The following is a 22,822-nucleotide window of genomic DNA, read 5'->3' on the forward strand; positions in this document are numbered from 1 at the left end:
GGAGCGGTCCGTGGCAGCACCTCCCCACCGCACCGGCCGCCCCGACCTCGCCGCCAGCCCCGCTCCACCGACGTACGTCGACGCCAACCGCCTGTGGGTCGACTCCCGGCTGCGGCACCGCGTCGGGCTCCACCTGGAGGGCCCGGCGCTGGCGCGGCTGGGCGCCCACGGCGAGGTGTGCGTGGAGGTGGGCACGGGCCGGCGCGGCCTGGGCACCCGCGTCGCCGTGGAGCGGTTCGGGGCGCGCCGCGTCACCGCCGTCGACCTGCACGCCGCCTCCGCCGACACCGCCCGCCGGCGCACCCGGGACCTCGCGGCGCGCCCCGGCGTCCACCTCATGGTGCTCGTGGCCGACGCCGCCGCGCTGCCCCTCCCGGACGCCAGCGCCGACCTCCTGGTCTCCTTCCACGCCCTGCACCACGCCGCGGACTGGCGCGCCCTGCTCGCCGAGGCCGCGCGGGTCGTGCGCCCCGGGGGCCAGCTGGCGCTGAGCGAGATGACCTCGCGCATCGTCGACGCCCCCTGGCTGCGGGCGGTCTCGCGCCACCCCGAGGGCCGCTTCAGCGCCGGCGAGCTGCTCGAGGGCGTCCGGGCCGCCGGCTTCCAGACCGCGCCGGAGCGCACGCGCACGTGGGCCGGTGAGCGGGTGCTGCAGGCCGTCGCGGTCCGCTCCGCCGGCTGAGGCCCGTGCCCGAGGCGCCCGGGGACCACCCCGGGACGACGACGCGCGCCGCGTCCGTGCTGCGCACCGCCCTGGCGGTGCTGGGGCGGCGCGCGGGGCCGGCGTACGCCGCGGCGCTGCTCGCCACCGCCGTGAACACCGTGCCCGACGTGCTGCGGCAGGTGGCCGTCTGGGACAGCCCGAGCACGGCCGCGGCCCTCGCCGTCGACGTCGTCGGGTTCCTCACCGGCCTGGTCGCGCAGGTGTGGGTGGTGGGAGCGCTGGCCGCGCTGCCCGCCGGGAGCCCGTGGCGCGCGGCGGGTGCGCTGCGCCGGGGGGTGCGCCTGTCGGTCACCGCCGTGCGGCGTGCTCCGCGTGCGGTGGTGGCGGGCGTGGTCACCGGGGGAGCGGTCTCGGCGCTGGTGACGCTGCCGGCGTCCGTGGCGGCCCTCGGCTGGCGCTCGGTGGTGGGGCCCCTGGGCGACCCCCCGGTGGGCGCCTTCACCGTCGCGGCCCTCAGCGACGTCGTGGCCAGCGCGCTCACCCTGCCCTACCTCGCCCTCGTCGTCGTCGTCGCGGCCGGCGGGGGGACGGCGCGCGCCGCACGGGAGAGGATGGCGCCATGAGCGAGCAGCACGACGCGCGGGTCTGGTGGCGCCAGCGCCGCACCATCGGGGCGCTGTCGGTGTGGCTGGGCACCGTGGCGCTCTTCGCACCGCGCGCGGTCACCCGGCTGCTCGGGGTGCGCCCCGACGCGACCCGCTCGGACGCCGCGCTGCCCCTGCTGGTGCGCCTGGTGGCCGCCCGCAACATCGCCATGGGGGCCGCGCTGCTGGTCAGCCCGCCGCCCCAGGCGCGGCGCACCAGCGAGGTCACCCTGCTGCTGACCGGGCTCGACGCCGCGGCCGTGCTGACCGCACGGCGCACGGGAGACGTGGCGGGGCGCAGCGCTGCGCTGTCGCTGCTGGTGCTCGCGCTGACGGGCGTCGGTGTCGCCCAGTGGCACCGCAGGCCCTGACCGCACTCGTCGCGCCCCTCGCTCCCGTCGCGCACGCGCGGCTCGACGGCCGGTTGCCGCCCGGTGCTTCCCGAGATGGCCCTCATCGCACCGGTGCTGACGGCAGCGGATGAGGGCCATCTCGGGAAGCACCCGGGCAGCGCTGCCTGACCGCGCTCCTCACCGCGCTGCCCCACCGCGCGAGCAGCTCCCGGCCGCCCGCTGGCCGCCCCCGTGGGCCGCCTGCCAGGCTGGTCGCGTGAGCACGCCGCCGTCGCCGTCGTCCGAGCCGCAGACCCCGTGGTTCGCCTCGACCGTCGTCTACCAGGTCTACCCGCGCAGCTTCGCCGACTCCGACGGCGACGGCGTCGGTGACCTGCCGGGGATCACCTCCAGGCTCGACCACCTCGCCGACCTCGGCGTCGGCGTGGTGTGGCTGAGCCCGGTGTACGCCTCCCCGCAGGACGACAACGGCTACGACATCAGCGACTACCGGGCGGTCGACCCCTCCTTCGGGACCCTCGCCGACATGGACGCGCTCATCGCCGCCGCGCACGAGCGCGGCATCAAGGTGGTCATGGACCTCGTGGTCAACCACACCAGCGACGAGCACCCGTGGTTCGTGGAGTCCACCGCGTCGAAGGACTCCCCGAAGCGCGACTGGTACGTCTGGCGCCCCCCGCGCGAGGGCTTCTCCGCCGGCGACCCCGGAGCGGAGCCGACCAACTGGCGCTCGGCGTTCTCCGGCTCCACGTGGCAGCTCGACGAGCGCACCGGTGAGTACTACCTGCACCTGTTCAGCCGCAAGCAGCCCGACCTCAACTGGGAGAACCCGGAGGTCAGGGCCGCGGTGGCCGACATGATGCGGTGGTGGCTCGACCGCGGGGTCGACGGCTTCCGCATGGACGTCATCAACTTCATCTCCAAGCGCTACGACGCCGACGGCTCCCTGCCCGACGGAGCGCCGTGGCCCGACGGCGGCCTGTGGGGCGACGGCGGCCCGTTCTTCATGACCGGCCCCCGCCTGCACGAGTACCTCGCCGAGCTGCGCCGCGAGGTCTTCGCGGGCCGCGAGGGGCAGTTCCTCACCGTGGGGGAGATGCCCGGCATCACCGTCGAGGCGGCCGTGGAGCTCACCGACGCCGGCACCGGCGTCCTCGACATGGTCTTCCAGTTCGAGCACGTGAACCTCGACCACGGCCCCGGCGGCAAGTGGGACCCGCAGCCGTTCTCCCTGCTCGACCTCAAGGCCAGCTTCGGCCGGTGGCAGGCGGGCATGGCCGAGCGCGGCTGGAACAGCCTGTACTGGGACAACCACGACCAGCCGCGCATCGTCTCGCGCTGGGGCGACGACGGGCGGTGGTGGCGCGAGAGCGCCACGGCGCTGGCCACCCTGCTGCACCTGCACCGGGGGACGCCGTACGTCTACCAGGGCGAGGAGATCGGCATGACCAACCTGCCGTTCGCCGCCCCGGAGGACTACTCCGACATCGAGGCCGTCAACCACTACCGCCAGGCGGTGGCCGCCGGCGCCGACCCGCAGGCGCTGGTGGCCTCGATGGCCCGGCTCACCCGCGACAACGCCCGCTCGGGCATGCAGTGGGACGGCGGACCGAACGGCGGCTTCACCACGGGGGAGCCCTGGTACCGGGTCAACCCCAACGCCTCGTGGCTCAACGTGGAGGCGCAGCGCGACGACCCGGCGTCGGTGCTCTCGCACCACAAGGCCCTCATCGCCCTGCGCAGGGACGAACCGTGCGTGGCCGCCGGTGACTTCACCATGCTCGCGGCCACCCACCCGCACGTGTACGCCTACCGGCGCGCCACGGCCGCCACCGAGCTGCTCGTGCTGGTCGCGGTCAGCGGCGAGGAGCAGCCGCTCGCCGCCGTGGCCGCCGCCGTGGCCGCCGACCTGGGCGACGACGCCGCCGCGTGGGACGGCGCGGAGCTGGTGCTCGGCAACTGGCACGACGAGGTGCGCTCCGGCCTGGCACCGCTGCGCCCGTGGGAGGCCCGCGTCCTGCGCCGCCCCGCCACCGCCTGAGCGGTCAGGAGCCGGAGCGGCGCCGGGCGCGCACCAGCAGCACGCCCATCGCAGCACCCGCCGCGCCGGCGGCGACCGTCCACGCCCACGTCGACCCGGAGACGCCGGACCCGTCGTCGCCCTGCGCGGAGGCCGGTGCGGTGCTCGGGCTGGTGGTCGCCTCGCTCGCACCGGGTGCGGGGGCCGACGACGACGGCGGCGACGCGCTGGCGGTGCTGGCGGCCGGGCTCGCGCCCACCGCGCCCTCGGCGGTGAAGGCGACCGTGCCCTCGATGGGGTGGCCGTCGCTGGAGGTGACGCGCCAGTCGACGGTGTAGGTGCCGGCGGGCCGGTCGGGCGCGAGCCCCTGCACGACGTCGGTCCCGACGACCTCCGGCGGCCCCTGGGTCAGCACGGCGCCGTCGGGACCCGTGACCACCACCTGCGCGCCGAGCTCCAGCGGCGCGGAGCTGAAGCCGAGCGAGACGGCCTCCGGCGCGTTCGTCACGGTGGTCCCGTCACCGGGCACGCTGGAGACCAGCGCGTCGTGAGCGAGCGCCGCGGGGGCGGCGGCCAGGGCGACGGCCGCGAGGGCTGCCGCCGCGCCGAGCGCGGCGAGGCCCCGGGCGGGGAAGGGGAGGGGCACGGTGCTCCAGACGGTGCGGCGGGTGTCCTCCCCAGGCTAGGTGCCTCCTGCCGTGATCATGGTCCCCCGCAAGCGGGAGGTGCCCCCAGATCGACCACCCGGGGTGGCCGATCGCCCATGATCACGGCAGGAGGGGGGGCTACTTCCCGGTGCGGCGCACCTGGACGGTGCTCGGACGCGGGGTGCGCTGCGAGCTGGCGCTGTACGGGAACTTCGACGCCGGCCTGTCCACGACGGCGCCGTCGACCTCCCCGGGGTGCTGCACGTTGACGAACACCGAGCCGTCCGCGGCGTCGATCCACGGGCCGCAGGTCTCCGCGCCGGTGGGCACCGCGAGGAACTGCGAGACGCGGCCGCGCTCCGGGCCGGTCAGCGGCACGAAGTGCAGGGCGTCGTTGCGCGTGATCGAGCTCGGCGCGCCGTCGGTCGAGACCCACAGGCCCGGCTCCCGGGCGTCGAACGCGACGTTGTCGGGGCAGGAGATCGGCGAGACCCTGTCCGCCGGGAAGCCGGAGAAGTACGTGGTCGGGTCGGCCGGGTCGCCGCAGACGAGCAGCAGCGACCACTCGAAGCGGGTGCCGGTCGCGTCGTCGCCGGCCTCGCGCAGCTCGATGACGTGGCCGTACTTGTTCTTCGGGCGGGGGTTGGCGGGCCCGGCGGCCGCGCGGTTGGAGTTGTTGGTGCAGGCGACGTAGACGTAGCCGGTGCGCGGGTCGGGCTCGACGTCCTCGGGGCGGTCCATCGGCGTCGCGCCGACCGCGGCCGCGGCGGCGCGCGTGAAGACGAGCACCTCCTCCAGGCTCATGCCGGGCACAGCGGACTCCCCGTCCTTGGTGAGCGGGATCCACTCGCCGGTGCCGTCGCGGTCGGTGGTGACGGGACCGTCGGCCGAGAACTTCGCCACGTAGAGGTCGCCGGCGTCGAGGAGCTCGCTGCGCCCGCCGCTCCTGCCCGGGACGCGGTCGCGGCTGACGAACTTGTACAGGTGCTGGTCGGCGGTGTCGTCGCCCATGTACGCGACGACGTTGCCCTTCTTCGCGACGATGGTCGTGGCGCCCTCGTGCTTGAAACGGCCCATCGCGGTGTGCTTGACCGGGGTGGAGCGCGGGTCGCGCGGGTCGACCTCGACGATCCAGCCGAACCTGTTGATCTCGTTGGGGGTCTTCACGACGTCGAAGCGGTCGTCGACCCTGTACCAGTAGCGGCCGGTGCCGACCTTGCCCGTCTTGTCGACCAGGCCGTAGGTGTCGCGGTTGCGGGGGTCGCCGTTCGCGTCGCCGCGGAAGTACTGGTCGAAGTTCTCCTCGCCCGACAGCACGGTGCCCCACGGGGTGGTGCCGCCGGCGCAGTTGTTGAGGGTGCCGACGACCCGGCGGCCCGAGGGGTCCTTCGCGGTCTTCAGCAGGTCACTGCCGGCGACCGGGCCGCGCAGCTCGAACTCGGTGGACAGCGCGGTGAAGCGGCGGCCGTGCTTGGAGGGCTCGACCTCCCAGAAGCCGTCCTTCCCCTGGCGCAGGGCCACCACCGACAGGCCGTGGGCGGCGATCGAGGTCCGCAGCTGCTCGTCGGTGAGCGCGTCCTCGCTGGTGAAGCCGGGGACCATGAGGTTCTCGTTGGTGTACTCGTGGTTGGCCACCAGCAGGGCCTTGTTCTTCCCCTGCGGCAGGACCGCGAGGTAGTCGCAGTTGTAGCCGAACTGCTGCTCCTGCGCCGCGGCGCTCTGGCGGTCGAGGTCGAAGGCGGGGGCGCCCTGCACCACCGGGTCGCCCCAGCTGATGATCGGCTTCCAGGTGTAGCCGGCGGGCACGGTCAGCTCGTCGACGGTGCTGGCCACCGAGGCGATGGGGGTGAACGCCAGGCCCTTCGGGCCGACGGTGCCGGCACCGGCCGCAGCGGCGGCCGGGGCGCCGGGGGCGCCGGCGGCGGCCGCGGGGCGGGCGGTCACGGCGCCGCTGCCGGCGGCGGCGACCACCGCGCCGAGGCCGAGCAGGAGGTTCCTGCGCGACAGGGAGGCCTCGACGACGGCCGCGAAGGCCGGCGACGTCGAGGTGCTGCCCTCGTCCTTGAGGCAGGCGTCGCCGCACTTGAAGTGGCAGGTGGCCGCGGACCGGGTGCCGCGGGTGTGACCGGCCATCGGCAGCAGCTGCCGGCGGGAAGGGGTCAGGGTCATGACAGGTGTCTCCTCGTCCAGGGGTGCTGGCGCCGGAGACGCTGTCCTCCGGGCACGGACCGCCGGTGGCCCTGACGTGGCCTGCGGGTGAACTGTCCCGTTCCTCCGCATTTACTCACAGTGACGTTGCCTAACCCGTGCGCGTCCTCCGTCGGCCGGCACCGAGCAGGTCGGCCGTGAGCAGCACCAGGGCCACCCACACCAGGGCGAAGCCCGCCCACCGCGAGGCGGGCATCGCCTCGTGGAACACCGCGACGCCCAGCACCAGCTGCATCACGGGCGTGACGTACTGCAGCAGCCCCGTGGTGGTGAGCGGCACGCGCGCCGCTCCCGCCGCGAACAGCAGCAGCGGCACCGCCGTCACCAGGCCGGTGGAGGCGAGCAGCAGGGCGTGCCAGGGCGCGTCCACCGTGAAGGTGCCGCTGCCTCGGGCCTCCAGGACGGCGAGCGCCACCAGCGCCACCGGGGCCAGCAGCAGCGTCTCGGCCGAGAGGCTGGTCAGTGCCGACAGCCCCCGCGCGCCGTCGGCGCCCGCCGACCCGACCCGCTTCTTCACCAGCGAGTAGGTGCCGAAGCTGAGCGCCAGCACCAGGGAGATCCAGGGCGGGCGCCCGTAGTCGACGGTGATGACGACGACGGCGAGCACGCCGACGGCGACGGCCGCCCACTGCAGCGGCCGCAGCCGCTCGCGCAGCAGCAGCACCGCGAGCGCCACGGTGACGATGGGGTTGATGAAGTAGCCCAGCGACGCCTCGACCACGTGGGCGGTCTGCGTGGCGTAGATGTAGACGCCCCAGTTGACCGCGATGACCACCGCGGCGAGCGCCAGCAGCGCCACCGTCCGGCCCGAGCGCGCCAGCGCCAGCAGCGGGCGCCAGCGCCGCAGCACCGACAGCAGCAGCGCGCACAGCACGGCCGTCCACAGGACCCTGTGGACGAGCACCTCCACCGAGCCGGCCGGGGCCAGCAGCGGGAAGTACAGCGGGAACAGGCCCCACAGCAGGTAGGCGGACAGGCCCAGCAGCGTGCCGCGCCCCTGGGAGGGGGCCTGCGGCAGCTGCTGCGGGACTGCGGGGGCCTGCTGCTGGCTCACTCCACCGACCAGGTGTCGCTGCCGCGCAGCAGCGCCTCCAGGTCGGCGTCGGAGGCGCGCCAGCCCGCCGAGCCGCCGCTGGCCTCGCGGGCGGCGTCGAGCTGGGCGCGCACCTCGTCGTCGTAGGTGGGCCGGTGGTGGGCCCTGAACACGCCGACCGGCACGTGCGCCATGGTGGGCTCGTCCAGGCGGGACAGCGCGAACGCCAGGGACGGGTCGGCGGTCTCGGTGTCGTGGACGACCACCTCGCGCCCGCTCGCGCGGGCCTCGTCCAGGCCGACCACCTCCACGCCGAAGCCCGACGCCGAGCGCACGACGGCCTTCTGGGCGCCCTCGGCGCCGAAGACGACCTCCTGGCCGTGCTCCAAGTGGACGAGCCGTGAAGCGGTCTCGGCGTTCGAGCCCTTGAGGACGTCGAAGGCGCCGTCGTTGAAGATGGGGCAGTTCTGGTAGATCTCCACCAGCGACGTGCCGCGGTGCTCGGCGGCGGCGCGCAGCACCGCGGTGAGGTGCTTGCGGTCGGAGTCGAGGGTGCGCGCCACGAAGCTCGCCTCGGCGCCCAGGGCCAGCGACACCGGGTTGAACGGCGCGTCCAGCGACCCCGACGGGGTCGACTTGGTGACCTTGCCGACCTCGGAGGTGGGGGAGTACTGCCCCTTGGTCAGGCCGTAGATCCGGTTGTTGAACAGCAGGATCGTCATGTTGACGTTGCGGCGCATCGCGTGGATGAGGTGGTTGCCGCCGATGCTCAGCGCGTCGCCGTCGCCGGTGACCACGAACACCGACAGGTCCGGGCGCGTGGCCACCAGGCCGGTGGCGATGGCGGGGGCGCGCCCGTGGATGGAGTGCATCCCGTAGGTGTCGAGGTAGTACGGGAACCGGGAGGAGCACCCGATGCCCGAGACGAAGACGACGTTCTCCTTGCGCAGCCCGAGCTCGGGCAGGAAGCCCTGCACCGCGGCGAGCACGGCGTAGTCGCCGCAGCCCGGGCACCAGCGGACCTCGGAGCTGGAGGTGAAGTCCTTCTTGCCCAGGCGCACGCCCTCCGGGAGCGAAGGGACGCCGTCGGTGCCCGAGCGCAGGGTCGGCAGGCCGAGGGGGATGGACAGGGGGGTGGTCATCGAGCGTCCCTCCGGGGGGTCTCGCGCACGCGGCCGGCCACGACGTCCTCGATGGCCTCCACGATCTCGGTGGACTGGAACGGCAGCCCACGCACCTGGTTGCAGCTGATCACGTCGACGAGGTAGCGGCCGCGCAGCAGCAGCGCCAGCTGCCCGAGGTTCATCTCGGGCACCAGCACGTGCTCGTGGGCCAGCAGCACCTCGCCGAGGTTGGCGGGCAGGGGGTTGAGGTGGCGCAGGTGCGCCTGGGCGACGCGCACGCCGCGGCGGCGGGCCTCGCGGACGGCGGCGGTGATGGGCCCGCGGGTGGAGCCCCACCCGAGCACGAGCAGGTCGGAGTCGCGGTGCTCCTGGCCCCCGTGGTCGACGACGACGTCGGGCACCTCGATGCCCTTCACCTTCGCCCGGCGCAGCCGGACCATCCGGTCGTGGTTGGCGGGGTCGTAGGAGATCTCCCCGGTGACGTCGGCCTTCTCCAGGCCCCCGACGCGGTGCTCGAGCCCAGCGGTCCCGGGCACGGCCCACGGGCGGGCGAGGGTGTCGGGGTCGCGCAGGAACGGCCTGAACTGCGGGGTCACGCCGTCGGCGGCCGTGGAGTTGGGGTCGGTGGCGAAGTCGGGGTCCACCGCGTGCACGTCGTGCGCCGCGGGCACCCTCCACGGCTCGGAGCCGTTGGCCAGGTAGCCGTCGGAGAGCAGCAGCACCGGCGTGCGGTAGCGCACCGCGATCCGCACGGCGTCGACCGCGGCGTCGAAGCAGTCCGCCGGGGTCGAGGGGGCCACCACGGGCACGGGCGACTCGCCGTTGCGCCCGTACATGGCCTGCAGGAGGTCGGACTGCTCGGTCTTCGTGGGCAGCCCCGTGGAGGGCCCGCCGCGCTGGACGTCGACGATGACGAGGGGCAGCTCCAGGGCCACCGCCAGGCCGATCGTCTCGCTCTTGAGCGCCAGGCCCGGGCCGCTCGTCGTGGTGACGCCGAGGGACCCGCCGAAGGAGGCGCCGAGGGCCATGCCGACGGCGGCGATCTCGTCCTCGGCCTGCAGCGTGGTCACGCCGAGCCGCTTGAGGCCGGACAGCACGTGGAGGATGTCGGAGGCCGGGGTGATCGGGTAGGAGCCGAGCGCCAGCGGCAGGCCCGCGCGGTGCGCCGCGGCCACCAGGCCGTACGCCAGCGCGGTGTTGCCGGTGATGTTGCGGTACAGGCCCTTCTCGGCCGGCGCCGGCGGCACCGTGAACCGCACCGGGAACGCCTCGGTGGTCTCCCCGAAGGCCCACCCGGCGCGGAAGGCGCGCAGGTTGGCCTCGAGCACGGCGGCGCGCTTGGCGAACTTGCTGGTCAGGAAGCGCTCGGTCTGCTCCGTGGGCCGCTCGTAGAGCCAGCTCAGCAGCCCGAGGGCGAACATGTTCTTGCTGCGCTCGGCGTCCTTGCGGCTCAGGCCCAGGTCCTTGAGGGCCTCCACCGTCATCGACTGCATCGGCAGCGCGTGCACGCGGTAGCCCTCCAGGCTGCCGTCGTCCAGCGGCGAGGTGGCGTAGCCGACCTTGGCGAGGTTGCGGGCGGTGAAGTCGTCGGTGTCGATGATGAGCGTGCCGCCGGGCTTGACGTCGTGGACGTTGGCGCGCAGCGCCGCCGGGTTCATCGCCACGAGCACGTCGGGCGCGTCCCCGGGGGTGGTGACGTCGTGGTCGGCGAAGTGCAGCTGGAAGCTGGACACGCCCGGCAGCGTCCCGGCGGGGGCCCGGATCTCGGCGGGGAAGTTGGGCAGCGTGGCCAGGTCGTTGCCGAGGGAGGCCGTCTCCGCCGTGAACCTGTCGCCGGTGAGCTGCATGCCGTCGCCGGAGTCCCCGGCGAAGCGGATGACGACGCGGTCGAGCACCTCCACCGGCTTGGCCGACGGGGTCGACGGGGTCGCTGCGCGCTGCGCGTCGGTACCGGTGCTCACGTGCATCGATGCTACGTCCGCGCGGCCGGTGCGACCGGTGCTGGGAACCTCCTGTGAGGCGTCCCACGGGAGCGCCCGCGGGGGAACGCGCCGGGCGTCCGGCGCGTTGCAGGTCAAGGAAGAGTCAAGAACGAGGTTCGGGAGAGGACCCCATGGCCCACGGGCACTTCAACGGGCTCAAGACGGCGGTGCTGTTCGGCCTGCTCGGCGGCGTCGTCCTGCTGGCCAGCTTCCTGCTGTTCGGCGGGGACGCCCAGGCCCTGACCACCGGGCTCGTCATCGCGCTCGTCGTCAACGGCATCGCCTACTGGACGTCCGGCTCGGTCGCCGTGCGCGCCATGCGCGCCCGCCCGGTCACCGAGGCGGAGCAGCCCGCGATGCACCGCATCGTGCGCGAGCTCTCCGAGCGCGCCGGCCAGCCGATGCCGCAGCTCTACGTCTCCCCGACCTCGGCCCCCAACGCCTTCGCCACCGGCCGCAACCCCAAGAACGCCAAGGTCTGCGCCACCCAGGGCATCCTCGACATCCTCGACGAGCGCGAGCTGCGCGGCGTGCTGGGCCACGAGCTCATGCACGTCTACAACCGCGACATCCTCACCAGCTCCATCGCCGCGGCCATGGCCTCGGTCATCACCTACCTGGCGTACATGGCGATGTTCTTCGGCGGCTCGCGCGACGAGCGCTCCAACCCGCTCGCCGCGATGCTCATCCTCTTCCTCGGCCCGCTGGCGGCCGGCGTGGTGCAGATGGCCATCAGCCGCACCCGTGAGTACGACGCCGACTCCGACGGCGCCCAGCTCACCGGCGACCCGCTGGCGCTGGCCTCGGCGCTGCGCAAGCTCGAGAGGGGCACGCAGGCCCGGCCCCTGGCGCCCGAGCGCCAGGTGCAGAACAGCGCCCACCTCTTCATCGCCAACCCGTTCCGCGCGCAGGACGTCTCCCGGCTGTTCAGCACCCACCCCCCGATGGCCGAGCGCATCGCCCGCCTCGAGGAGATGGCCTACGGCTACCGCGCCCGCTGAGCCGCGGCGGGCAGGACCCGCTCCAGCCAGCTGAGCGCCTCGCGCCAGACCGCGCTCGCGGGGTCGAGGTGCTCCATGTGGCCCTCCCCGGGGACGACGACCAGCTGGGCGTCGTCCCCGGCGGCGCGCGCGGCCTCGACCAGGGACGCCGACAGCGCGGGGGGCACCACGTCGTCGGCGTCCCCGACGACCGCCAGCAGCGGGCGGCCCAGGGGCACGCGCCGCGCGGGGTCGGCCGCGGCCCACCGCTCGGGCAGGGCCGCGGACGGGCCGCCCAGCAGCGCCGTGGCGGCGCCGTCGCCGAGCCGCAGCCGCTCGGAGAGCAGCAGGTCCACCACGCCCGCCTGCGCCACCACCGCGGCGGGGCGCAGGGCCCCGGCGTCCCCGGGGCCGCGCCGGGTGCCCGCCCACGCCACGAGGTGCCCGCCGGCGGAGTGGCCCACCAGCGCGACGGGCGCTCCACCGAGCCCGTGCCGGGCGAGCACCCCCGGCAGGGCGTCCAGCCCGGCCGCGACGTCGTCCAGGGTGCCCGGCCAGCCGCCCCCGTCCCCGACCGCGCGGTAGTCGACGTTCCACACCGCCCACCCGCGCGCCAGGAGGTCCGCGGCGACGGCGTCCTCCAGCGACCTGTCGTACCCCGCCCTCCAGAAGCCGCCGTGCACCAGGGCGGCGACCCGGGTGGCCGCGCCGCCGGCCGGCAGGTGCAGGTCGCACACCTGCGAGGGGTGCTCCCCGAGGCGGACCACCTCTGCGGGCTCCGGCAGGCCCGCCCCCGGCGCCGCCGCGGACGCGCGTCCGGGCCGCCGGCGCGGCGACGCGCCGAGGTGCTCCTGTGCTGGTGAACCGGCCACGCGGGACCCCCTCCTGTGCCACCCTCGAGCGGTGATCGAGGCCCTCGCGCTGAGCAAGCGCCACGGCAGCCGCCTCGCCGTCGACGACCTCTCCTTCACGGTGCCCGACGGCGCGGTCACCGGCCTCCTGGGACCCTCCGGCAGCGGCAAGTCGACGGTGCTCAGGCTCGCCGCGGGCCTGGACCGCGGCAGCGGGCTGGTGCTCTTCGACGGCGTCCCCTTCGCAGCGCTGGCCCGCCCGCCGCAGTCGGTGGGCGTGGTGCTGGACCCGCGCGCGCTGCACCCCGGTCGCACGGCGCTGGCGCACCTGCGGGTGCTGGCCGCCGGGGCCGGCGTGCCGCGCCGGCGGATCGCGGAGGTGCTGGAGGCCGTGGGCCTGGTCGGCGCCGAGCGCCTGCGCCCGGGCAGGTTCCCCCGGGGGGCGGCGCAGCGCCTGGCGGTCGCGGGCGCGCTGCTGGGGCGCCCGCGCGCCCTGCTCCTGGACGACCCCTTCGCCGACCTGGACGAGCCGGGCCGCGACTGGCTGCAGCACCTGCTGCGCGAGCACGCCGCCGCGGGGGGCAGCGCCCTCCTGGCCGCCCGCCGCGCCGCTGACGCCGTGCCGGCCGCGGACGCGCTCGTGGTGCTCCGCCGCGGCCGGGCGTGCGCCAGCGGTGCCGTCGCGGACCTCCTCGCCGGCGCGGGCGCCCCGGTGCTGGTGCGCGCCTCCGACCCCGGCGCGCTCGCCGGCGCCGTGCTGCGCTGGGGCGGCTCGGTGGACCCGCTGCCCGACGGCGCCCTCCTGGTCGGCGGCCTGGACGCGGCGGCCGTGGGCGAGGTGGCGCGCGCCGAGGGCGTGGCCGTGCACGAGCTCTCGCGCCGGGAGGTCGACCTCGACGCCGCGCTGGCGCGCGTGGAGCTGCCCGAGACGGCGCTGCTGCCGCAGCCGCGCCCGGCCGGGGCCCCGGGGGTGCCCGCGTGAGCCCGCAGCGGGCCCTGGCGGCTGCGGTGCGCCTGGAGGTCGCCCGCCTGCTCTCGGTGCGCTCCAGCGCGGTGCTGCTCGTCCTGGCCGCGGTGGCCGGCGCCACGGGTGCCGCCGCCGTGTGCGTGCTGGGGGCCAGGACCGACCTCGGGCGCGACGGGCTGCTCGAGGCCCTCACGGGCGGCAGCACAGCGGGCCTGTCGGTGGCGGGGGCGGTCGCCGCGCTGGCGGGGGCGCTGGTGAGCGCCGGTGACGCCCGGCACGGCGAGCACCGGGCTGCGCTCGTGCTGGTCCCGCGGCGCGGCGCCCTGCTCGCCGCCCGCGTGGTGGTGGTGGCCGCGTGGTCGGGCCTGCTGGCCGCGACCTCGCTGCTGGCCGCCGCGGCGCTGGTGCTCGGCTGGCCCGACCAGCAGCTGCTCGCCGCGGCGCCGCGGCCGGTGGTGCTCGCCGTGCCGCTGCTCGGGCACGCGGCGCTCGTGGTGCTCCAGGGCCTGGCGGGCCTCGCCCTGGCGTCGCTCACCCGCAGCGCCGCGGCGGCCGTCGCCGGCGTGGTGGCCTGGCCGCTGCTGCTGGAGCCCCTGCTGGGGCTGGTCCTGCCGCGCTCGGGCTGGGGCGGTGGGGTCGAGCGGCTCCTGCCCGCAGCGGCCGCCTCGCGCCTGGTGGCGCTGCCGCCCGTCGCCGCAGGACCGGCGTGGGCGGTGGGCACGGCGGCGGCCGGCGCGGCGCTGGCCGCGGTCGTGGGCGCGCTGGTGCTCCTGGTCGCCCTGCGGTCGGCCCGCAGCGACGCCTGAGAGCGTTGAGGGCGCGAGCCCCCCCCGGCGCGGCGGCGCCCGCCTCAGCGGTAGTTGACGAACTGGAGCGCGACGTCCAGGTCGGCGGCCTTGAGCAGCGCGATGACCTCCTGCAGGTCGTCGCGGCTCTTGGCGGAGACGCGCAGCTCGTCGCCGGTCACCTGCGTCTTGACGCCCTTGGGGCCCTGGTCCCGGACGATCTTGCCGATCTTCTTGGCGTCCTCCTGGCTCAGCCCCTCCTTGAGGGAGGCGTCCAGGCGGTACTCCTTGCCGGACAGGCGGGGCTCGCCGGCGTCGAGGGCCTTCAGCGACACGCCGCGCTTGACCAGCTTGGTCTGCAGCACGTCGAGCACCGCCCTGACGCGCTCCTCGCTGTCGGCGCTCATGGTGATGGCCTCGGTGCCGCTCCAGGCGACGCTGGCGCCGGTGCCCTTGAAGTCGTACCGCTGCGCGAGCTCCTTGGAGGCCTGGTTGAGGGCGTTGTCGACCTCCTGGCGGTCGAGCTTGCTGACGACGTCGAACGACGACTCGCTGGCCACGGGTGCCTCCTGCGTGCTGGTGGACGGGCGTCCTCGCGCGCGGGGGCGCGCCCCGCGGAGGGACTGCGCCGCGCCCGGCGGAGGGCTTGCTATCGTAGGCAGCCGCGGCAGGTTGCCCGAGCGGCCAATGGGAGCTGACTGTAAATCAGCCGGCAATGCCTTCGCAGGTTCGAATCCTGCACCTGCCACGCGAGACCCGCGGGTCTGCACGGTCCCCCGCCGGGGGCCGTGTAGGCTCGCGGTCGCCGGCCCCGATAGCTCAGTCGGCAGAGCGTCTCCATGGTAAGGAGAAGGTCTAGGGTTCGATTCCCTATCGGGGCTCCACGGCCGGTCAGCAGCGACAGCGGCGGACCGGCCACCTGGCGGGGTAGCTCAGTCGGCGAGAGCGCACGACTCATAATCGTGAGGTCGAGGGTTCGAGTCCCTCTCCCGCTACGCGCTGCACGTCGTCCCCGGGCGCCGGCCGGTCGTGACCGGTCCTGGCGCCGCGTAGACTGCTGCGCCGAACCCGTGCCGCCGCACCCGATGCGGACGGCTGACGCAGATGTGAGAGGACGGCCTGCCGTGGCCAGCAAGTCGACCGACGTCCGGCCGAAGATCACGCTCGCGTGCACCGAGTGCAAGGAGCGGAACTACATCACCAAGAAGAACCGGCGCAACGACCCGGACCGCCTGGAGATGAAGAAGTTCTGCCCGCGCGACGGCCGCCACACCACCCACCGCGAGACCCGCTGACGCTGCGCAGCAGCGCCGCGCCCGCAGTGCCGACGCCCGCCGACCAGGTCGGCCGCACGTGGCCGCCCGGTGACACCTACGAGGTGACCCGGGCGGCCATCGCTGCGTTCGCGGAGGCCACGGGGGCCACCCACCCCGCCCACGTCGACGTCGACGCGGCCCGGGCCCTGGGGCACGCCGACGTCGTCGCCCCGCCGACCTTCCTCGTGGCGCTCGCCCAGTCCAGCGACGCGCGCTTCGTCGACGACCCGGCCTCGGGCGTCGACTTCTCCCGCGTGGTCCACGGCGAGCAGCGCTTCACCCACCACCGGCCCGCGGTCGCCGGCGACCTCCTCGTGGCCGCGCTCACCGTGGAGTCGGTGCGGCGCATGGCCGGCAACGACCTCGTGACCACCCGCAACGACATCACCACGGTCGACGGAGAGCCGGTGTGCACGTCCACGTCGATGCTCGTGGTCCGCGGGGAGTGAGGCGGCGGTGAGCGCGTCCGGCCCGGCCGGGGCCCGTCCCCGGCTCTCGCAGCTCTCCGTCGGCGACCCCGTCGGGTCCACGACGGTGCACCTGACCCGCGCCGACCTCGAGCGCTACGCCGCCGCCAGCGGAGACCACAACCCGATCCACGCCTCCGACGAGGTGGCCCGCTCGGTCGGGCTGCCCGGCGTCATCGCCCACGGGATGCTCACCATGGGCGCCGCCGTCCGCGTGGTCGTGGACTGGTGCGGCGACCCCGGCGCCGTCGTCGACTACGGCACCCGCTTCACCGGGCAGGTCCCCGTCGACGCCGAGACCGGTGCGGACCTCGAGGTGAGCGCCGTCGTCGGCGCCGTCGACGAGCAGGCCGGCACCGCCCGGGTCGACCTCACCGCCACCTGCGGCGGCACCCGGGTGCTCGGCCGGGCCCGCGCCCTCGTGCGCCTGCCCGCCTGAGCCGCCCGCGCCCGACCGCCGGCCCGGGGCGGCTCAGCCCGCCGCGCGCGGCGGGCCGGTGGTGGTGCCCACCACCAGCTCCACGGGCAGCTCCACGCGCTCCGGCGACCCGCCGGCCAGCAGCTCGGCCACCATCCGGCCGGCCTCGCGGCCCCGCGCCGCGGCGGGCTGGCGGACGGTGGTCAGCCGGTCGGTCCCCAGCCACGGCGTCTCCACCCCGTCGTAGCCGGTCACGGACAGGTCACCGGGCACCGCCAGGCCGAGCCCGCGCGCGGCGGTGACCACGCCGACGGCCAGCAGGTCGGACTGGGCCACCACCGCGGTCGGGCGCCGGCCAGGAGGCAGCAGGTCCCCGTCGGCGCCGCACAGCAGCCCCCGGGCGGCGGCGGCGCCCTCCTCGCGGGAGTTGGTCGGGGCCTCCCACGCCGGCAGCGGCGCACCGCCGGGCGGGGCGAGCACGTCCTCGGTGCCCGCGAGCCGCTCCCAGGCGTCGTTGTAGCCGCGGACCGCCCGGCGGCGCCCCTCCAGCGGGCCGCGCCGGCGGTGCGGGCCCCACGGCAGCGCGACCACGGCGACGTCGGTGTGGCCCAGCCCCGCCAGGTGGTGGCCCACCCGGCGGGCCGCCCCGCGGTTGTCCAGGTCCACCAGGTGCACGCCCTCGCGGTAGGGGCCCTCGACGCCCACCACGGGCACGCGCCGGCGCAGCAGGAGGTCCAGGGCCGGGTCGTCGTCACCGCCGCAGGTGGCGAAGACGACGGCGTCCATCGGGGTCTGCTCGACCACCGCCAGGCGGGCGGGGTCGTCCTCGACGCCGCCGATGAGGAGCAGGCCGGCGCCGAGCGCACCGACCTCGTCGGCGAGGGCGTCGAGCTGCACGACGGCGAGGGGGTCGGCGAAGGCGTACCCGAGCCGGTCCCCGACGACCACCCCGACCACCCGCGAGCGCCCGCGGCGCAGCGAGCGGGCCAGCGGGTCGGGGCCGGCGTAGCCGAGCTCGGCGGCGGCGGCCAGCACCCTCTCGCGGGTGGCCGCGACGACGCGCGGGTCACCGGCGAAGGCCAGCGAGGCGGTCGAGGTGGACACGCCGGCGCGCGCCGCGACCGCCTTGAGGGTGGGCCGGGCCTGCCGGGCCTCCGGGGCCCGTCGCGGCTCGCCCGCGGCGTCTTGACCCGTCCGCTGCACGGGTGCCAGTCTAGCCATCGAATCGATTCGATCCGGGGGTTGGCGCCGCGCGCCGCCGCCCGCAGCGCTGGAGCTCGAGTGCCCACCTCCCCCACCCCCGACGCCACCGGCGTGCGGCCCGCCCCCTCCCCGCAGGTGCGCGCGGCGCGCACCGCGGTCTTCGTCGTCTTCGCCCTCAACGGCACCGCCTTCGCGACCTGGGCCTCCCGGCTGCCCACCACCCGGGACGACCTCGGGCTCTCCCAGGCCCAGCTCGGCCTGCTCCTGCTGTGCATCGCCGTCGGCTCGGTCGCCGCGCTGCCCACCGCCGGCCCCCTGGCGGCCCGGATCGGCACCACGCTGCTGGTGCGGCTGGCCACGGTCGTCGGGCTGGGCGGCCTGGCCTGGGCGTCCTTCTCGGCCTCCGCGCTGCACTCGGTGCCGCTCACGGTGGTCGGCATGGTGCTCATGGGCGTCGGCATCGGCGCCTGGGACGTGGGCATGAACCTCGAGGGCGCGCTGGTCGAGCAGCACCTCGGCCGGGCGATCATGCCGGCCTTCCACGCCGGCTTCAGCGGCGGCACCGTGGTCTCGGCCGGCATCGGTGCCGCGATGGCCTGGGGCGGGGTGCCGGTGTGGGTGCACGCCGCCGCCGTCGCCGCCGTCTCCCTGGTGCTCCTGTGGTGGGCCAGCGCCAGGTTCCTGCCCGAGCACGGCCCGGCGCCCGCCGGGCAGCGGGAGGTGGCGGCGCCCGCGCCCGTCCAGGCCCCCGAGGAGGCTGCGGCGGCGGCCGGGACCACCACCGGCCCGGCGGACTCCGCGACCCCGGTCCGCCTCAGCGCCCTGGGCGCCTGGCGCGAGCCGCGCACGCTGCTCATCGGCGTCCTCGTGCTCTCGGCGGCCTTCACCGAGGGCACGGCCAACGACTGGATGGCCATCGCCCTGGTCGACGGCTACGGCGCCTCCGCGGCCGTGGGGGCGCTCGGCTTCGCGGTGTTCCTCTCGGCGATGACCGCCGCCCGCCTGGGCGGCCAGCGGGCCCTGGACCGCTGGGGCAGGGTGCCCGTGCTGCGCGCCACCACCGGGCTGGGCGCGCTCGGCGCCCTGCTGGTGGTCTTCGGCGAGTGGCTGCCGCTCGCGCTCGTGGGCGCCGTGCTGTGGGGGGCGGGCGCCGCGCTGGGCTTCCCGGTGGGCATCAGCGCCGCCGCCGACGACCCGCAGCGGGCCGCCGTCCGCGTGAGCGTGGTCACCACCATCGGCTACACCGCCTTCCTGGCGGGCCCACCGCTGCTGGGCTTCCTGGGCGAGCACGTCGGGGTCCTCGACGCGCTGCTCGTGGTGGCGCTGGTCGCCGTGCCCTCGCTGCTGGTCAGCCGGGTGGCGCAGCCCGCGGCCGGGTCGCCCGGCGAGCGCCGCGACGCCGCGGCGCGCACCGCCTAGCCTGCAGCGGTGACGACCGCCGCTGACGTGCAGGGCTCCCCGCGGGGGCTGGACCGCCTCGCCGACCTGACCACCCTGCGCGTCGGCGGCCGCGCCGCGCGCACCGTGGTGGCCACCACCCGCCAGCAGGTCGTCGAGGCCGTCAGCGCCGCGGACGCCGCGGGGGAGCCCGTGCTCGTGGTCGGCGGCGGCTCGAACCTCGTGGTCGGCGACGACGGCTTCGACGGGACCGTCGTCGTCGTCCGCACGAAGGGCGTCGAGCTCGAGTCGGGTGACTGGTGCGGCGGGGCCTTCCTCCACGTCGACGCCGGGGAGGACTGGGACGCCCTGGTCGCCCGGGCCGTGGCGAACGGGTGGTCGGGGGTGGAGTGCCTGTCGGGCATCCCCGGCACGGTCGGTGCGACCCCGGTGCAGAACGTCGGCGCCTACGGCCAGCAGCTCTCCGACGTCCTGGCCAGCGTGCAGACGTGGGACCGCCGGGACGGGCGGCTGCGCACCATCCCCGCCTCGAACCTGCGCCTGCGCTACCGCGACTCGCTGTTCAAGGACGAGCCGGGCCGCTACGTCATCCTCGACGTCGTCCTGCAGCTGCCCGTCAACGACCTCGCGGCGCCGGTGCGCTACACCGAGCTGGCCGAGCAGATGGGCGCGGCGCCGGGGGAGCGGCGCCCGCTGGCCCAGGTGCGCGAGGCGGTGCTGGCGCTGCGCCGGCGCAAGGGGATGGTGCTCGACGAGGCCGACCACGACACGTGGTCCACCGGGTCCTTCTTCACCAACCCCCTGCTGACCCCCGAGCAGGCGGCGGCGCTGCCCGAGGACGCCCCGCGCCACCCCGACGCCTCCGGCCTGGTGAAGACCTCCGCCGCCTGGCTGGTCGAGCGCGCCGGCTTCGGGCGCGGGTACGGGCTGGACGGCGCCGTGCCGTCGCGGTCGCGCGCGACGCTGTCGACCAAGCACACCCTCGCCGTCACCAACCGCGGCGGCGCCACCGCCGCCGACGTGCTCGCCCTGGCCCGTACCGTCCGCGACGGGGTCCGGGAGAGGTTCGGCGTGGAGCTGGCGCCCGAGCCCGAGCTCGTCGGCTGCGCCCTCTGAGGCGCCCCGCGGCGGTGGGCGCAGACCCCGCGGCGCCGGCCGGGCGCCCGTGGCGTCGCGTCGCGCCGGCGCTGCTGGCCTGCGCCTGGGGCGGCAACCACTTCACCCCGCTCCTGCTGCTCTACCGCCAGGTGGAGGGCTACTCGGCCGTCGTCGTCGACCTCTTCTTCGCCTTCTACGTGGTGGGCCTGGTGCCCGGCTTCCTGCTCGCCGGGCCCCTGTCCGACCTGGTGGGGCGCCGGCGGCCGACCGTGGTCGCCGTCGTCCTGGGGATGGCGGCCAGCGCGGTGCTGGCCGCCGGCTCCGGCGGCGTGGTGCTCATGTGCGCGGGGCGCTTCCTGGCGGGCCTGGGCGTGGCCGCCGCGGTGGTGGTGGGCACCTCCTGGATCAAGGAGCTCTCGGCGCCGCCCTTCGAGCGCGGGGCGGACCCGGCGCGGCGCGCCCGGCGCGCCGCGCTCGTGCTCACCGCGGGCTTCGGGCTGGGCGCCGGGGTCTCCGGCGCGCTGGCGCAGTGGGGGCCGGCGCCGACGGTGCTCCCGTACGCGGTGCAGTCGCTGTTGGCGCTGGTGTCCCTGGTCCCGCTCCTGACGGCGCCGGAGACGCGACCCGCGCCGGCGCCCGGGGGGCGGCGCTGGCCGTCGGCCGCGGATCTGCTGGCCGACCTGCGCGTGCCGCCGCCCGCGCGGCGGCGCTTCCGGGGAGTGGTGCTGCCGGCCGCGCCGTGGGTGTTCGGGGCCGCTGCCCTGGCCTACGCCGTCACCCCGGCGCTCCTCGCCCCGGTGGTGGGAGAGCTGGCGGTCGCCAGCGCGGCCCTGCTGTGCGTCGTGGGGCTCGGCGCCGGGGCGCTCGTGCAGCCCTGGGTGCCCCGCCTGGACGCCCTCACGGGCGGGCGCCAGCTGCTCGTCGGGCTCGCCGCAGCGCTGGTCGGGACCCTGCTGTGCGCGCTCGTGGCCGTGTCCCCGTCGGTGCCGCTGGCGCTGGTGGCCTCCGCGGTGCTGGGCGTCGCCTACGGCGTCGTCCTCGTGGCGGGGCTGGTCGAGGTGCAGGCGGTCGCCACGGAGCGCGACCTGGGGGCGATGACCGCCTGGTACTGCAGCGCGACCTACCTGGGCTTCCTGCTGCCGGAGGCGCTCTCGCTGGCCGCCGGGCTGGCGCCGGCGGCCGTGCTCCTGCTCGTCGTCGCCGGGCTGGTCGCCCTCAGCGCAGCCGCGGTGGCCGTGGGCCTGCGCCGGCCGGCGCGGGCCCCCTGAGGGGCCCCCGCCGGAGCGCCGGGGTCAGCGGGCCTCGCCGAGCACCCGCTGGATGCGGCTGACGCCCTCCACGAGGTCCTCGTCGCCGAGGGCGTAGGACAGGCGCAGGTAGCCGCTCGGGCCGAACGCCTCGCCGGGCACGACGGCCACCTCGGCCTCCTCCAGCAGCAGCGTCGCCAGCTCGGCGCTCGTCGTGGGCACCCGGCCCCGGATGCTGCGGCCCAGCAGGGCCTTCACCGAGGGGTAGGCGTAGAAGGCGCCCCGGGGGGTCGGGCAGTCGACGCCGTCGATCGCCGAGAGCATCTCGACCATGGTGCGCCGGCGCCTGTCGAAGGCCTCGCGCATGTGCGCCACGGCGTCCAGCGACCCCGTCAGCGCCGCGACCGCGGCCCGCTGGGAGACGTCGGCGACGTTGCTCGTCAGGTGGCTCTGGAGGTTGGTGCCGGCCTTGACGACGTCGCGCGGGCCGATGAGCCACCCCACCCGCCAGCCGGTCATCGCGTAGGTCTTGGCGACCCCGTTGAGGACGAGGGTGCGGTCAGCGAGGTCCGGCACCACCACGGGCATCGACGGGGCCGCGGCGCCGTCGTAGAGGAGGTGCTCGTAGATCTCGTCGGTGACCACCCAGAGGCCGTGCTCGAGCGCCCACTCGCCGATCGCCCGCACCTGCGCCTCGTCGTAGACCGAGCCCGTCGGGTTGGAGGGCGAGCAGAAGAGCAGCACCTTCGTGCGCGGCGTGCGCGCCGCCTCGAGCTGCTCGACGGTGACGAGGTAGTCCTGCTCCTCGCCGGCGAAGACCTCCACCGGCACGCCGCCCGCCAGGCGCACGGCCTCGGGGTAGGTGGTCCAGTAGGGGGCCGGGAGGAGGACCTCGTCGCCGGGGTCGCACAGGGCGGCGAAGGCCGTGTACACGGCCTGCTTGCCGCCGTTGGTGACCAGCACCTGCTCGGGGGCGACCTCGTAGCCGGAGTCGCGCGCGGTCTTGGCCACCACGGCCGCCTTCATCTCCGGCAGGCCGCCGGCCGGGGTGTAGCGGTGGTTCCGCGGGTCGCGGCAGGCGGCGGCGGCCACCTCGACGACGTCGGCCGGGGTGGGGAAGTCGGGCTCGCCGGCGCCGAAGCCGATGACGGGCCTGCCCTGGGCCTTGAGCGCCTTGGCCTTCGCGTCGACGGCGAGGGTGGCCGACTCGGCGATGGCGGCGAGCCGGGCGGAGACCCGGCGCTGCTGGCCGGTGGACCCGCCGGTCGGCGGTGCGGGCTGGGCGGCGGGGGCGGCGCTCACGGGGCCGATCCTCTCGCAGCCGGGCCGGGCGGTCACGCCCACCCTCGGCGAAAGGTATGCTTGCGGGTCGGTGGTCGTGTGCTGCCTGCGTCCGGGCGCTCCGACAGGCCCGGGT

22 protein-coding genes and 3 tRNA genes are annotated in these 22,822 nt (G+C 76.1%); 16 read left to right on the forward strand and 9 right to left on the reverse strand.

Translation table 11 applies throughout. From position 1 onward, the window contains the following. Positions 1-10: 10 nt before the first annotated feature. From ACUN9U_RS02880 to ACUN9U_RS02895, 4 genes are all read left to right on the forward strand, one after another. Entirely contained in the window at positions 11-682 is a 672-nt protein-coding gene (locus tag ACUN9U_RS02880) for a class I SAM-dependent methyltransferase (RefSeq protein WP_445483406.1), read from the forward strand. 5 nt (positions 683-687) lie between these two features. Next, on the forward strand, positions 688-1,287 hold the full coding sequence (locus ACUN9U_RS02885) for a hypothetical protein (protein WP_445483407.1): 600 nt from the start codon (positions 688-690) through the stop codon (positions 1,285-1,287). Beyond that, complete coding sequence (locus tag ACUN9U_RS02890) at positions 1,284-1,679, forward strand: DUF4267 domain-containing protein (protein WP_445483408.1); 396 nt, start codon at positions 1,284-1,286, stop codon at positions 1,677-1,679. The genes ACUN9U_RS02885 and ACUN9U_RS02890 overlap by 4 nt, the downstream gene beginning before the upstream one ends. A 238-nt stretch (positions 1,680-1,917) precedes the next feature. Beyond that, positions 1,918-3,702, forward strand: coding sequence for an alpha-glucosidase (locus tag ACUN9U_RS02895; RefSeq protein ID WP_445483409.1), 1,785 nt, complete (start codon positions 1,918-1,920; stop codon positions 3,700-3,702). Positions 3,703-3,706: 4 nt separating this feature from the next. On the opposite strand, the gene ACUN9U_RS02900 is transcribed toward ACUN9U_RS02895, so the two are convergent. The 5 genes from ACUN9U_RS02900 to ACUN9U_RS02920 all read right to left on the reverse strand — a co-directional run bounded on the left by ACUN9U_RS02900 (position 3,707) and on the right by ACUN9U_RS02920 (position 10,660). Next, entirely contained in the window at positions 3,707-4,327 is a 621-nt protein-coding gene (locus tag ACUN9U_RS02900) for a copper resistance CopC family protein (RefSeq protein ID WP_445483410.1), read from the reverse strand. A 139-nt stretch (positions 4,328-4,466) separates the two neighbouring features. Then, complete coding sequence (locus ACUN9U_RS02905) at positions 4,467-6,497, reverse strand: PhoX family protein (protein WP_445483411.1); 2,031 nt, start codon at positions 6,495-6,497, stop codon at positions 4,467-4,469. A 130-nt stretch (positions 6,498-6,627) separates the two neighbouring features. Next, entirely contained in the window at positions 6,628-7,590 is a 963-nt protein-coding gene (gene rarD / locus ACUN9U_RS02910) for an EamA family transporter RarD (RefSeq protein ID WP_445483412.1), read from the reverse strand. After that, positions 7,587-8,711: a 2-oxoacid:ferredoxin oxidoreductase subunit beta gene (locus tag ACUN9U_RS02915; protein WP_445483413.1), complete on the reverse strand. Its 1,125-nt coding sequence runs from the start codon at positions 8,709-8,711 to the stop codon at positions 7,587-7,589. The genes rarD and ACUN9U_RS02915 overlap by 4 nt, the downstream gene beginning before the upstream one ends. After that, positions 8,708-10,660, reverse strand: coding sequence for a 2-oxoacid:acceptor oxidoreductase subunit alpha (locus ACUN9U_RS02920; RefSeq protein ID WP_445483414.1), 1,953 nt, complete (start codon positions 10,658-10,660; stop codon positions 8,708-8,710). The genes ACUN9U_RS02915 and ACUN9U_RS02920 overlap by 4 nt, the downstream gene beginning before the upstream one ends. A 146-nt stretch (positions 10,661-10,806) precedes the next feature. Here ACUN9U_RS02920 and htpX point away from each other — a divergent pair, with 146 nt between their 5' ends. After that, the gene (gene htpX / locus ACUN9U_RS02925; protein WP_445483415.1) at positions 10,807-11,676 is read left to right on the forward strand and encodes a zinc metalloprotease HtpX; all 870 of its coding nucleotides are present in this window, start codon (positions 10,807-10,809) and stop codon (positions 11,674-11,676) included. Here the strand turns inward: htpX and ACUN9U_RS02930 are convergent. Beyond that, positions 11,661-12,527 carry an alpha/beta hydrolase family protein gene (locus ACUN9U_RS02930; RefSeq protein WP_445483416.1) on the reverse strand — a complete coding sequence of 289 codons (867 nt, stop codon included), beginning with the start codon at positions 12,525-12,527 and terminating at the stop codon, positions 11,661-11,663. The two genes, htpX and ACUN9U_RS02930, sit on opposite strands and share 16 nt — an antisense overlap. Before the next feature lie 31 nt (positions 12,528-12,558). On the opposite strand from ACUN9U_RS02930, the gene ACUN9U_RS02935 reads away from it, so the two are divergent. Both ACUN9U_RS02935 and ACUN9U_RS02940 read left to right on the forward strand, forming a co-directional pair. Next, positions 12,559-13,488 (forward strand): ATP-binding cassette domain-containing protein, encoded by a 930-nt coding sequence (locus ACUN9U_RS02935; RefSeq protein ID WP_445483417.1) that lies wholly within the window; start codon positions 12,559-12,561, stop codon positions 13,486-13,488. After that, the gene (locus tag ACUN9U_RS02940; RefSeq protein WP_445483418.1) at positions 13,485-14,279 is read left to right on the forward strand and encodes a hypothetical protein; all 795 of its coding nucleotides are present in this window, start codon (positions 13,485-13,487) and stop codon (positions 14,277-14,279) included. The genes ACUN9U_RS02935 and ACUN9U_RS02940 overlap by 4 nt, the downstream gene beginning before the upstream one ends. A 44-nt stretch (positions 14,280-14,323) precedes the next feature. On the opposite strand, the gene ACUN9U_RS02945 is transcribed toward ACUN9U_RS02940, so the two are convergent. Continuing rightward, positions 14,324-14,818, reverse strand: coding sequence for a YajQ family cyclic di-GMP-binding protein (locus ACUN9U_RS02945; RefSeq protein WP_445483419.1), 495 nt, complete (start codon positions 14,816-14,818; stop codon positions 14,324-14,326). Positions 14,819-14,924: 106 nt separating this feature from the next. On the opposite strand from ACUN9U_RS02945, the gene ACUN9U_RS02950 reads away from it, so the two are divergent. The 6 genes from ACUN9U_RS02950 to ACUN9U_RS02975 all read left to right on the forward strand — a co-directional run bounded on the left by ACUN9U_RS02950 (position 14,925) and on the right by ACUN9U_RS02975 (position 16,480). Continuing rightward, positions 14,925-15,006, forward strand: a tRNA-Tyr gene (locus ACUN9U_RS02950). Between the two features lie 60 nt (positions 15,007-15,066). Next, positions 15,067-15,142 (forward strand) — tRNA-Thr (locus ACUN9U_RS02955). A gap of 37 nt (positions 15,143-15,179) precedes the next feature. Beyond that, positions 15,180-15,253 (forward strand) — tRNA-Met (locus ACUN9U_RS02960). Positions 15,254-15,382: 129 nt separating this feature from the next. Beyond that, complete coding sequence (gene rpmG / locus ACUN9U_RS02965) at positions 15,383-15,553, forward strand: 50S ribosomal protein L33 (protein ID WP_109773109.1); 171 nt, start codon at positions 15,383-15,385, stop codon at positions 15,551-15,553. A gap of 26 nt (positions 15,554-15,579) precedes the next feature. Then, positions 15,580-16,023, forward strand: a complete 444-nt coding sequence (locus tag ACUN9U_RS02970; RefSeq protein ID WP_445483420.1) for an FAS1-like dehydratase domain-containing protein — start codon at positions 15,580-15,582, stop codon at positions 16,021-16,023. A gap of 7 nt (positions 16,024-16,030) precedes the next feature. Beyond that, positions 16,031-16,480 carry a MaoC/PaaZ C-terminal domain-containing protein gene (locus ACUN9U_RS02975; protein WP_445483421.1) on the forward strand — a complete coding sequence of 150 codons (450 nt, stop codon included), beginning with the start codon at positions 16,031-16,033 and terminating at the stop codon, positions 16,478-16,480. 33 nt (positions 16,481-16,513) lie between these two features. On the opposite strand, the gene ACUN9U_RS02980 is transcribed toward ACUN9U_RS02975, so the two are convergent. Further along, a complete protein-coding gene (locus ACUN9U_RS02980) occupies positions 16,514-17,662 on the reverse strand; it encodes a substrate-binding domain-containing protein (RefSeq protein ID WP_445483422.1) in 1,149 nt (382 codons plus the stop codon). Between the two features lie 78 nt (positions 17,663-17,740). On the opposite strand from ACUN9U_RS02980, the gene ACUN9U_RS02985 reads away from it, so the two are divergent. The 3 genes from ACUN9U_RS02985 to ACUN9U_RS02995 are packed head-to-tail and all read left to right on the forward strand — an operon-like array spanning position 17,741 to position 21,426. Next, entirely contained in the window at positions 17,741-19,081 is a 1,341-nt protein-coding gene (locus ACUN9U_RS02985) for an MFS transporter (protein WP_445483423.1), read from the forward strand. A 9-nt stretch (positions 19,082-19,090) separates the two neighbouring features. Next, positions 19,091-20,176 carry a UDP-N-acetylmuramate dehydrogenase gene (locus ACUN9U_RS02990; RefSeq protein WP_445483424.1) on the forward strand — a complete coding sequence of 362 codons (1,086 nt, stop codon included), beginning with the start codon at positions 19,091-19,093 and terminating at the stop codon, positions 20,174-20,176. 14 nt (positions 20,177-20,190) lie between these two features. Continuing rightward, complete coding sequence (locus ACUN9U_RS02995) at positions 20,191-21,426, forward strand: MFS transporter (protein WP_445483425.1); 1,236 nt, start codon at positions 20,191-20,193, stop codon at positions 21,424-21,426. Between the two features lie 24 nt (positions 21,427-21,450). Here the strand turns inward: ACUN9U_RS02995 and ACUN9U_RS03000 are convergent, their stop codons facing one another. Then, positions 21,451-22,707, reverse strand: coding sequence for a pyridoxal phosphate-dependent aminotransferase (locus ACUN9U_RS03000; RefSeq protein ID WP_445483426.1), 1,257 nt, complete (start codon positions 22,705-22,707; stop codon positions 21,451-21,453). Positions 22,708-22,822: the final 115 nt, after the last annotated feature.

It is taken from the genome of Quadrisphaera sp. KR29 (genome assembly GCF_052644995.1).